Source organism: Deinococcus sp. (assembly GCF_025362455.1).
Classification (GTDB): Bacteria; Deinococcota; Deinococci; order Deinococcales; family Deinococcaceae; genus Deinococcus.
This window is the reverse complement of the sequence record NZ_JANYGJ010000197.1, coordinates 1-9,715: the sequence shown is the minus strand read 5'-3', so window position 1 is coordinate 9,715 and position 9,715 is coordinate 1. Positions and strand designations below refer to the sequence as shown.

Genomic DNA, 9,715 nt, shown 5'->3' with positions numbered 1-9,715 from the left:
TAAACGGCGAGATCCTAGAACAGTACTCCGAATTACGCCACGGGGAAAACAGCCTCCCCGCGCCTCCATTCTGCGTCCTGCTCAGTTAAAACTACTCGCTCCGCTCGGTCATAAAAAGGGTCTTTTTATGACATCTGCTCTAGAACAGCGACATCAAACTGATGAAAACCACGCTGAGTCGGAGGCGGCCACAACCGTTCATCCAGCCCAGACCCTGATTTCACCCGTCCTGACAGTCGTTCTCACCCCGGCGTGCTTGTATGGTCTATGTTTCGTACCTTTTCCACGCTGTTCGCCAGCGCCCTGCTGCTGACGGCCTCGGCCTGCGCCCAGAAGGCGCCCGTGTACGCTCCGGTGCCTGCGCCCGGCGCGACCACCCTGTCGGGTGGGTTTAGCGTGCCGCAGGGCTTTGCCGTCACCACCTACGCCGAGGGTTTTCAGAAACCCCGCCTGATGGTGCTCTCTCCCGGCGGCGACGTGTTTCTGAGCGATAGTTCGGCGGGCAAAATCTACGTGATGCGCGGCGGTGCCGTGGCCCAGAGCAAGCAGGTCTTCGCCGAGGGGCTCAATCAGCCGCACGGCCTGGCGTTTCACGGCGGCTACCTGTACGTCGCCAACACCGACGGCGTGGTGCGGTTCGCCTACAAATCCGGCGACCAGAAAGCCAGCGGCGAGGCGCAAAAGCTCCTGGCGCTGCCCAGCGGCAGCGGTCACTCGACCCGCACGGTGGTCTTCGGCCCCGACAACAAAATGTACGTGGCGACGGGCAGCTCCTGCAACGTCTGCGAGGAGAGCGACACCAGACGCGCCGCCGTGTGGGTCTACGACGAAGGCGGCAAAAACGGCCAGGCGTATGCGACGGGCCTGCGCAACGCCGTGGGCCTGGAATGGTACGGCGGCACGCTCTACGCCACCAACAACGGGCGCGACAACCTGGGCGACAACATTCCGCCCGAAGGTTTCTACAAGCTGGCCCAGGGCCGCGACTTCGGCTGGCCCTACTGCTACACCACCCAGCCCGGCGAGGCCCAGATCTGGGATAAGGATTTCGGCAAAAAAAGCGCCGAGGTCTGCAAGGCGTCCACGCCCGCCTTCGCTTTGACCACCGCCCACAGCGCCCCGCTGGGCCTGGCCTTCTACACCGGCAAGGCGTTCCCCGCCGCCTACCAGGGCATGATGTTCGTGGCTCTGCACGGTTCCTGGAACCGCAGTGAGAAGTCCGGCTACAAGGTGGTCATGATCGACCCCAAGTCCGGCAAGGTGCAGGATTTCCTGACCGGCTTTTTGAGCGGCGGCGCCACCAAGGGCCGCCCGGTGGCCCTGCTTTCGCTCCCTGACGGCTCGATGCTGCTCACCGACGACGACAGCGGCAAGGTCTACCGCATCACTTACAAAGCGGCAGCGGCCAAGAAAGTCGGCGCGTCAGGCTCGTAGTGCTCGCTGAATTCATTTGCGATAGCACAGCGTTCCGTAAGTCGTGAAAGAAACGTTACCCCGTCGCCCCCTCTCCCCGGTGCTATGCACCGACCCTCTGCAAGCAGGTCTGCGACTCTCCCGCAAGGGGCGAGGGTAATAGAATTTCCAAAACGCTGTAATAGTCGGAACGAAGAGGCGCAGCACCCCAATTTGTCATCCTGAGCAAAGCGAAGGATCTCGCTGTTTAACGACGAGACATACAGGGCCATTCTGACCCCTCTCCTGCGGAGCTGTACCAGTCGCCCCTTGCGGGAGAGGGGAGCTGCGCAGCAGCGGGGTGAGGGGACCACCGAGCAGCGTCCCCGCCCCACGCAAAGCATTCTTTTCAACTCCACACAACACCGTCCCCCCTCCATCCTCAATACAAAACCGCCGCGCCCCGAAACTGGGGACGCGGCGGCTCGCCCTCAACCTTCAGCTACTCGGAATTCGCAGCACCTGACCGACTTCCACGTGGTCGGGGTTGGAGATGTTGTTGAAGTGGGCGATGTCCTTGTAGCGCATGGCGTCGCCGAAGTACTTCTGGGCCACGCTGCTGAGGGTGTCTCCGGCCTCGATGGTGTAGGTGGCGTCGCCCGTGGCGGTGTCGCGGCTCTTGGCCATCTTCCTGGCTTCGGGAATGACGCGCAGGCCGCTGACGTCCACCCCGGCCACGCCGGGCACGGCGCGGGCGACCTGCTCGGCCAGGCGCACTTCATGGTCGTTGTCGACGGCGCCGCGCAAAATGACCGTCTTGCCGCTCTGGAGCACGTCGATTGGACCGTCGGAGATTTCGCCGTTGCTGCGAATGGCGTGCAACACGGCCTTGGCGATGCTGCTGCTGGCGACGGCCTGGGCGATCTCGTCGTCCATGCTGCCCACCGCCTGGCTGCCCACCGCTTGCCCCTGGCCCACAGGGGTCATGTCGATGCTATACGAATCTGCGCTGACTTCCGCGCTGCCCACATCCAAGCTGGGCGTCGGCGCCTGAATCTCCTGGCTGACCTGCTGGGCGATCAAACCGCTGGTGTCCACGCTGGTCACACCGTTGATGCCCTGGGCGATTACCGAGACCAACTGGCTGTACTGGTCGGTGGGCACCATGCCGCTGACGCTGACGCTGCCGCCCGACTCGTTGACCTGAAGGCCGAGGTCTTTCAGGCGGGGTTGATCGTTCAGGGCTTCTTTCACGCGGTCTGCCGTCGATTTTCCAAATGGCCACATGCCCTCAGCCTAGTCCAATGAGCCGGAAATGTAAATTTTTCACGGTCCATGAAGAATTGTTCAACGTGGTCGGGCGGGGCCAGGCTCATCAGGTCCAGCTTGCCGTTACGCCACAAGCGTAATATAATCAACGAACTTATGACACTCACCGTGCGGGAGGCCGCCAGACAGCACATCGAAAGCCGCTTCCGGGCCGCCATTGACCGCGATATCAGCGGCCTGGCCGCCGACGAATGCCAGATGCGCGCTTTGATCACGCCCGACGGCTTGCCTGCCGCTCGCCTGTGCCTGGGCAGTCACAGCGCCGTGGCCGATCTGCTGTTTCGCCCGTTCAGATGCGACTGGGAGGAGGTGGTCTACGTCTACGACGGCACACGCGGCGAGCAGTCGCGTTACCTGAAAGCCAAACTCGACCTCACCATCGCCCTGGCCGAGAGCGGCGACCGTCTGACGCCGCTGGTGGAGACCAGCTTGGACGCCGCCCACGCAGCCCTGGAGGCGCTGTGGCTGGTCTGGGCCGGATACCAGGCGACCACCACCGACGATCTGGCGCAGGCGCTGGATGAGCTGAACTGGGGCGAGGAGCCCTGAGCTGAGCAGGTGTGGTGAGTACCTTACATACCTGACACATTTAACACACCTGACATATCTTACTCAAAGCCGCTACAGTTGGATATGCCCCGACTTGCACCTCTGATCCGCACGCTGCTCGTTGCTGTGCTGAGCGGCGCCGCGCTGGCAGCGGCCTGGCCTGCGCCGGTTCGGCCTGAGCGGCTGCGCCCGGTGGTCCCAGCGCGGGCCGTGCTGCGGGTCGCCGCCGATAAGGGCCAGGTCTACGTCATGTCGGGTGGACGGGTCCGCGCTTACGACGCCTCGCTGCGCCATCAGCGCTGGTCGGCACCGCTCAGATCCTTCGGCACCCTGGCGGTTGGGGGCGGCCTGGTCGTCGCCGATGACGGCTTCACGAACCTGCATGCCTACGACGCCCGGTCAGGCAAGTTGGTCTGGACGGTGGCGGCGCCGCGTCCCCTGAGCGGGGTGAGCACCGGACCGGGCAGCACACCGTTTCAAGAGCTTCGAGTCACACATGGCGTGGTCATCGGCGTTACCTACGACGACATCCGCGCCTGGGACGCCCGAACGGGTCGCCCGCGCTGGCAGGTCCAAGCGGTGGACCCCAACCGGCTGCTGTCCGGATCGGGCAAAGTGACCTCATACAACGCCCGCACCGGCATCGACGGGTATATGCGGGGTGTGGACACCGCCACTGGCAAACGGGTCTGGTCCCACCGGGAACTCGGTCTGGCGACGCTCCAGCAGGGCGAGCTGATCTTCACCACCAATGCCTCGCCCGCTGGAAAAGGCGTCTCGGTCGTGCAGGTGCGCACCGGGCGCAGTGTGACGGTGCGCTACGCCTTCCCGGCCTTTGAGAACGCTCAGCACGCCATCTACACTCAACTGTACCTTCATGATGCTCAGGTCTGCGCTGAGGGCATTGTCAACGGTGTCCAGCGCGTGCAGTGCCTCCCCCGGACGGCGGGCCGCTACCTCAGCGGGGACCGTCGCCTGCTGGCAGCGCTGCGGCCATCCGGGCAGGCGTCCAGCTCGGTCTGGGAACAGCAGACGCGCCGGGTACTGTTCGCCGTGGACGGCACCTGGTTGCTGGGCGGCTCCGGGCCGGTGCGCCTCAAGTTGCCCTGGGCGCGGATGCCACGCCCTTGTTCGGTCGGTGGCAGCTTCGCCGAGGCGGGGCCGCTGGCCGTCTTTGCCGCCTTCGGGCCGGGCCGGATCGCGGTGGTCGATCAGCGCAGCGGGCGAATGGTCAGGCTCGTCCGCGCACTGGGCGACGTGAAGGCCGCCTGGATGGTCGCGGGCCGACTGGTGGTCCTGACCGATCAGGCTGTGTTCAGCGTGACCGTGCCCGGTGTCCAGACCCGGACATGATCTGAGTACATGATCTGAGTATCTTACACATTTTGCACACCTTACACATCTTACTCACTCCGTCTGTACTCGGTCCATGACTGAACCTGGCCAGCCGCCTCCCCAGTCTGCACCGGCGCCCGTCCCTGACTCAGCGGGACTCAGCGGGGCAACCTCTTCTGGCGCCCGCCCAGCCGCCGCATGGCTCAGCCCAGCCGCCGCTAAGCCCAGCCGACGCTCCGTCTGGTTCCGCCGCGTGAAGCCGCGCCGCTGTTGCTAACCCTGGGTCTCTCAGCGCTGGCCGTGGCGCTGACCAAAGGCACCGGCTGGCTACCCGGCCTGGGCTGGACGCTGCTGGTGGTGGCGTTCGTGGCGGCGCTGGTGGGCGCGGCGCGGCAGCGTGGGAGCGCCCTGCAACCGGCAGCCCTGGCGGTGCTGGGCCTCGGTCTGGCCTGGGCCTGAGCGTGCGCAGCGGCGCCCTGATGACCAACCTCAACGTGCTGGGCGCGGCCTTCCTGCGGCTGCCTGGCCTGGAGCAGCAGAGTGTGGGCGGCGTGTTGCTGGCCGCTCTGACCGGGATAGGGCGGGGCGTTTACGGCTTTCCGGCCAGCCTGGGGCGTTTTCCCTGGAGCCGCTTCCGGGGCGGTGGGGCGCAGCGGCAGCACGGTACGCGGGTGCTGATCGGGCTGATGCTGACGGTGCCGGTGCTGCTGGTGTTCGGAGCGCTGCTCGGCTCGGCGGATGCGGGCTTCGGCAAGCTGCTCTCCAGGCTGTTTCAGTGGAATCTGGGCGACCTGCCCGCCACGCTGCTGCAACTGCTCGGCTGGGCGTTTTTCATCGGCGAGCCAGTTTACGCGGCGCTGCTGGCCCGGCGGGCGCTGCCGGTCACGCCCTCGCTGGAAACCCTGGGGCTGCGGCTGGGCCTCACCGAACTGGGCATCCCGCTGCTGAGCCTGAGCCTGCTGTTTTGCGCGTATCTGGGCGTGCGGGCCAGCTACTTTTTCGGCGACGGCCCCGCGACGGGGCTGACCTACGCCGAATCGGTGCGGCGGGGCTTTGGCGAACTGAGCAGCGTGGCGACGCTGACGCTGCTGCTGCTGCTCTCGCACGCGCTGCTGCGGCGCGACTTGCGCCTGGGGTTGCCGTACCGGCTGATGGGCGCCGCCGTGTTGCTGCCGCTCTCGCTGCTGATCGTCAGCGCCTACGTTCGCCTGAGCCTGTACGTCAGCGCCTATGGCCTGTGTGGGCCAATGTCTGGAGCAGATGTCATAAAAAGACCCTTTTTATGACCGAGCGGAGCAAGTAGTTTTAACTGAGCAAGGCGCAGAATGGAGGCGCGGGGAGGCTGTTTTCCCCGTGGCGTAATTCGGAGTACTGCTCTAGAGGTAAGTCAAGGGCCAATGTCAAGAGGTGAGCGCTTCAGCTCCGCCAGATGGCCGACGCGCCCGCCCTGGTGCTCCGCTAGGCTGGCATTCATGTACACCATTTTGCGCCTGAGCGCCGACTATCTGAGTGCCCACGAGCTGCTGACCCACCTCGAAGACGTTCGGCCCCAGTTTGCGCGGCACCTGTCCTCGCCCTCGGCGGCGCGGCGGTATCTGCTGGTCAAATTCGGCGACACGCTGGAGTGGCACGAGCACCGCCAGCACCTGCTGAACTGGCTGGGCGACCATGCTGAGGCCCTGGCGTACTGTGTCGGCGCCACTATGACCGCCCAACTCGACACCGCCGTGTTCGCCGACGAGATGCCTGAGTTCTGCGGCTGTTTCGTCTGGCCGCTGGAGGACTTGCGGCGCCTGATCGGGTACGGCGTGTCGCTGGAGCTGTCGGTGTACCGCCCGGTAGACCCTGCCGAGGTTATCTGGTCGGCGGCGGACCGTCCGCTGCACGCCTGAAGACTCACGGCGCTGACCTTCGGGTGTCAGGCTGGCACCCGGCAGACGCTCAACCGCTAAACTGCTCGTCATGAGTAGAGTCATCATCATCGGTGCGGGCGGCGTGGGCAACGTCGTGGCCAAGAAGTGTGCCCAGAACGACAGCGTGTTTACCGAAGTTTTGATCGCCACCCGCACGGTGTCCAAGGCAGACAAGATCGTGGCCGAGATTCACCAGTACCTGCCGAATAGCAAAACGGTGTTCACCGCCGCCGCCGTGGACGCCGACAACGTGCCTGCGCTTATTGAGCTGTTCAACGCCTTCAAGCCCGAACTGGTCATCAACGTGGCGCTGCCCTACCAGGACCTGACTATCATGGACGCCTGCCTGGCAACCGGGGTGCATTACCTCGACACCGCCAACTACGAGCCGCTCGACGTGGCCAAGTTCGAGTATTCCTGGCAGTGGGCCTACAGAGGGCGCTTTGAGCAGGCGGGGCTGACGGCGCTGCTCGGCTGCGGCTTCGACCCCGGCGCCACGGGTGTCTTCACCGCCTACCACGCCAAGCATCACTTTGCCGAAATTCAGTACCTCGACATCGTGGACTGCAACAACGGCGACCACGGTAAAGCTTTTGCCACCAACTTCAACCCGGAAATCAACATCCGCGAGATCACCGCCGAGGGCCGCTACTACGACCGGGGCCAGTGGGTCACGACGGCGCCGCTGGAGATTTCGCAGGACATCTATTACCCCAAAGTGGCCACTCGCAAGAGCTTCGTGCTGTATCACGAGGAACTCGAATCGCTGGTCATCAACTTCCCGACCATCCGCCGCGCCCGCTTCTGGATGACCTTCGGGGAGAGCTACATCAAGCACCTGTCCGTGCTGGAAGGTATCGGCATGACCAGCATCGTGCCGATTGACTTCCGGGGCCAGAAGGTCGCGCCCATCGAGTTCCTCAAGGCGGTGTTGCCCGCGCCCGAATCGCTGGCGGCGAACTACACCGGCCAGACCTGCATCGGCGTGCAGGCCAAAGGTATCGGCCACGACGGTCAGCCGAAGGTCCATTTCGTGTACAACGTCTGCGACCACGCCGAGACGTACAAAGAGGTGCAGGCCCAGGGCGTGAGCTACACCACCGGCGTGCCCGCCATGATCGGTGCCGCGCTGATGCTGAGCGGCGTGTGGAAGCGGCCCGGCGTCTATAACGTCGAGGAATTCGACCCCGACCCCTTCGTGGCCGAGATGAACCGCTGGGGCCTGAACGTCGACGAGCTGCCGGGCATCGAGCTGGTCCGCGACTGAGCTAACCAAGGTTGAGACGGGATTGAAAAGAATCTCGTGCATGGGGTGGGAACGCCGCTCGGTGGCCCCTGACCCCCTTGCTTCGCAGCGCCCCTCTCCCACAAAGGGGGCGAGGGGTCGATGTCAGTGGCATTCAGTGGCTGGGCAAGTTCATTCGGACAGCTTCGTCGCCGCACCTTCTGGCAGCAACGCTCAAGCCTGGGCGGGGCGCCAACTCGCCGACTGCCTTAGAGCAGATGTCATAAAAAGACCCTTTTTATGACCGAGCGGAGCGAGTAGTTTTGACTGAGCAAGGCGCAGAATGGAGGCGCGGGGAGGCTGTTTTCCCCGTGGCGTAATTCGGAGTACTGCTCTAAACTGGGGCCATGACTTCTGCCGAACCGACTTCACCCAACGCCTGGCTGCGGGCTTTCGGGGCCGCGCCCGCCGAGGTGGCCGAGCGCCTGGAACGCGAGCTGGCCGCCTTCTCGGAGACGGCCAGGCGTGCCCAGCCCGACTGGCACCGCCCGCTGCCGGAGCGCACCTGGACGCCCGCTCAGGAAAGCGAGCACGTGCTGCTGGTGGCCGAAAGCACCGTCAAGATCGTGCGGCTGCTGCTGTCGGACAGCTCTTTGCGGGAGACGCCCAGAGTGCTTATCGGCACCGACGAGCAGGGCCGTCGTCAGGCGCCTGCGGGCACCGAACCCGGCCCGGATCAGCCCTGGAATGCGCTCGCCGGGCGCTACTCGGCGCTGACCCCCGCCCTGCGCGGCCTGGCCCTGTCGGTGCCGGAGCCGCTCGCCCCACTCGAACCGGCCCGGATGTTCTGGCACCCGGCGCTCGGCGACCTGGACGCGCTCGACTGGCTGCGCACGGCGGCCTTTCACACCCGCCACCACCGCCACTCGCTGCAAGCCGGTCTGGACGCCCTGAAGGCCAGCGCATGACGGACCCTGAACAGCCCACCCAAAACCACACCACCCAAAACCACACCACCCAGAAGGGCGAGCGCGGCTTTGAACTCGACGCCCACATCACCCTCAGCCACCCGCGCAGCCTGAGCGAGACCGCCACGTTGCTGCGCGGCTTCGGCGGCGTTGTGGAACCCTACGGCCAGACCGAGATTCGCAGCGCCCGCGTCACCGGCAAGGTGGCGCCGGAGCTAGCCCGCGCCCAGCTCCGCGCCCTGCTGGAGAGCGGCGAGGCCCGGCGCATCGAAATCGGCCTGCACGGTTTTTTACGTTCCGTGACCGGCCAGACCGACTGGATTCCCTGGCGCCGCAACGTCGTGCTGGGCAGGGGCGACTGGGAGAAGGTCGGATTTGAAGAGGGGATTCGCTACGTGCTGGAGTGAGGGGAGGCTTGTGGCGCGTGGCGCGCGGCTTATGGGAACAGATGAAGGGTTGCTGGCGGTCAGCGGATCCGGCTTTGGTCGGTGGCCGGAAAACGTTTTGGATAGGCTCTCAACCATTTGAGTTTGGCTTGACCGTTCCTTGGCTCTGTGGCCGTACTGATAGGCTACGGCGGTGAAGTGTGAGACGGTTGACTCCTATGGCAACCTTCAAGGTCGGCGATCAGGTGAAATGGAGCAGCCACGGCGCTCAGGCGCACGGCAAAATCGTGCGTGTGGCCCACGAGAGCGGCGAGGTCAGCGGCTTTCACTATCAGGCGAGTGGGCAAGACCCGCGCTACATCATGGAGGTCGAGAGCGGCAAGCTGACCGCCCACACCGGGGAAGCGCTCAGAGGCTGTCTGAAGCCCAATTCTAGGAAAGCAGCGCCAGACTGCTGGGGTCAAGTGCAGAGCCGTTTGAGCAGGATAGTGCTCATGGCGGTGTAAATAAAGCCCTCTGAGACGTCAATGCGCTCTTCGTAGTCAACCTTGAGGCGCCTGAAGGTCAGCAGCCAGGCGAAGGTGCGTTCGACCACCCAGCGTTTCTGGACGACCTGGA

At 64.8% G+C, this 9,715-nt stretch carries 12 protein-coding genes; 10 read left to right on the top strand and 2 right to left on the bottom strand.

What is annotated here, in order from left to right; all coding sequences use genetic code 11:
• The first annotated feature begins 267 nt into the window (after positions 1 to 267).
• The gene (locus Q0R23_RS14390; protein ID WP_293914072.1) at positions 268 to 1,434 is read left to right on the top strand and encodes a sorbosone dehydrogenase family protein; all 1,167 of its coding nucleotides are present in this window, start codon (positions 268 to 270) and stop codon (positions 1,432 to 1,434) included.
• A gap of 456 nt (positions 1,435 to 1,890) precedes the next feature.
• On the opposite strand, the gene Q0R23_RS14385 is transcribed toward Q0R23_RS14390, so the two are convergent.
• The gene (locus Q0R23_RS14385) at positions 1,891 to 2,679 is read right to left on the bottom strand and encodes a LysM peptidoglycan-binding domain-containing protein (protein WP_293914070.1); all 789 of its coding nucleotides are present in this window, start codon (positions 2,677 to 2,679) and stop codon (positions 1,891 to 1,893) included.
• A gap of 138 nt (positions 2,680 to 2,817) precedes the next feature.
• On the opposite strand from Q0R23_RS14385, the gene Q0R23_RS14380 reads away from it, so the two are divergent.
• From Q0R23_RS14380 to Q0R23_RS14340, 9 genes are all read left to right on the top strand, one after another.
• Positions 2,818 to 3,270 (top strand): hypothetical protein, encoded by a 453-nt coding sequence (locus Q0R23_RS14380; RefSeq protein ID WP_293914069.1) that lies wholly within the window; start codon positions 2,818 to 2,820, stop codon positions 3,268 to 3,270.
• Positions 3,271 to 3,354: 84 nt separating this feature from the next.
• Positions 3,355 to 4,623, top strand: coding sequence for a PQQ-binding-like beta-propeller repeat protein (locus Q0R23_RS14375; protein WP_293914068.1), 1,269 nt, complete (start codon positions 3,355 to 3,357; stop codon positions 4,621 to 4,623).
• 252 nt (positions 4,624 to 4,875) lie between these two features.
• Positions 4,876 to 5,064 carry a hypothetical protein gene (locus tag Q0R23_RS14370; RefSeq protein ID WP_293914067.1) on the top strand — a complete coding sequence of 63 codons (189 nt, stop codon included), beginning with the start codon at positions 4,876 to 4,878 and terminating at the stop codon, positions 5,062 to 5,064.
• Positions 5,065 to 5,084: 20 nt separating this feature from the next.
• Entirely contained in the window at positions 5,085 to 5,891 is an 807-nt protein-coding gene (locus Q0R23_RS14365) for a DUF4153 domain-containing protein (protein WP_293914066.1), read from the top strand.
• Between the two features lie 186 nt (positions 5,892 to 6,077).
• The gene (locus Q0R23_RS14360) at positions 6,078 to 6,497 is read left to right on the top strand and encodes a hypothetical protein (protein ID WP_293914065.1); all 420 of its coding nucleotides are present in this window, start codon (positions 6,078 to 6,080) and stop codon (positions 6,495 to 6,497) included.
• 70 nt (positions 6,498 to 6,567) lie between these two features.
• Positions 6,568 to 7,785: a saccharopine dehydrogenase family protein gene (locus Q0R23_RS14355; RefSeq protein ID WP_293914064.1), complete on the top strand. Its 1,218-nt coding sequence runs from the start codon at positions 6,568 to 6,570 to the stop codon at positions 7,783 to 7,785.
• A gap of 365 nt (positions 7,786 to 8,150) precedes the next feature.
• Positions 8,151 to 8,711, top strand: coding sequence for a DinB family protein (locus Q0R23_RS14350; RefSeq protein WP_293914062.1), 561 nt, complete (start codon positions 8,151 to 8,153; stop codon positions 8,709 to 8,711).
• Positions 8,708 to 9,118 (top strand): hypothetical protein, encoded by a 411-nt coding sequence (locus Q0R23_RS14345; protein WP_293914061.1) that lies wholly within the window; start codon positions 8,708 to 8,710, stop codon positions 9,116 to 9,118. The genes Q0R23_RS14350 and Q0R23_RS14345 overlap by 4 nt, the downstream gene beginning before the upstream one ends.
• A 197-nt stretch (positions 9,119 to 9,315) precedes the next feature.
• Positions 9,316 to 9,603, top strand: coding sequence for a DUF2945 domain-containing protein (locus tag Q0R23_RS14340; RefSeq protein WP_293914074.1), 288 nt, complete (start codon positions 9,316 to 9,318; stop codon positions 9,601 to 9,603).
• Here Q0R23_RS14340 and Q0R23_RS14335 read toward each other — a convergent pair.
• A partial coding sequence (locus Q0R23_RS14335) for a transposase (RefSeq protein ID WP_293914073.1) occupies positions 9,558 to 9,715 on the bottom strand: 158 nt, incomplete at its 5' end. The two genes, Q0R23_RS14340 and Q0R23_RS14335, sit on opposite strands and share 46 nt — an antisense overlap.

What these genes read in the sequence shown, in the direction of transcription:
- Q0R23_RS14390 (WP_293914072.1), top strand. Translation starts at nt 268, where the DNA reads ATGTTTCGTACCTTTTCCACGCTGTTCGCCAGCGCCCTGCTGCTGACG.
- Q0R23_RS14385 (WP_293914070.1), bottom strand. Translation starts at nt 2,679, where the DNA reads ATGTGGCCATTTGGAAAATCGACGGCAGACCGCGTGAAAGAAGCCCTG.
- Q0R23_RS14380 (WP_293914069.1), top strand. Translation starts at nt 2,818, where the DNA reads ATGACACTCACCGTGCGGGAGGCCGCCAGACAGCACATCGAAAGCCGC.
- Q0R23_RS14375 (WP_293914068.1), top strand. Translation starts at nt 3,355, where the DNA reads ATGCCCCGACTTGCACCTCTGATCCGCACGCTGCTCGTTGCTGTGCTG.
- Q0R23_RS14365 (WP_293914066.1), top strand. Translation starts at nt 5,085, where the DNA reads ATGACCAACCTCAACGTGCTGGGCGCGGCCTTCCTGCGGCTGCCTGGC.
- Q0R23_RS14360 (WP_293914065.1), top strand. Translation starts at nt 6,078, where the DNA reads ATGTACACCATTTTGCGCCTGAGCGCCGACTATCTGAGTGCCCACGAG.
- Q0R23_RS14355 (WP_293914064.1), top strand. Translation starts at nt 6,568, where the DNA reads ATGAGTAGAGTCATCATCATCGGTGCGGGCGGCGTGGGCAACGTCGTG.
- Q0R23_RS14350 (WP_293914062.1), top strand. Translation starts at nt 8,151, where the DNA reads ATGACTTCTGCCGAACCGACTTCACCCAACGCCTGGCTGCGGGCTTTC.
- Q0R23_RS14345 (WP_293914061.1), top strand. Translation starts at nt 8,708, where the DNA reads ATGACGGACCCTGAACAGCCCACCCAAAACCACACCACCCAAAACCAC.
- Q0R23_RS14340 (WP_293914074.1), top strand. Translation starts at nt 9,316, where the DNA reads ATGGCAACCTTCAAGGTCGGCGATCAGGTGAAATGGAGCAGCCACGGC.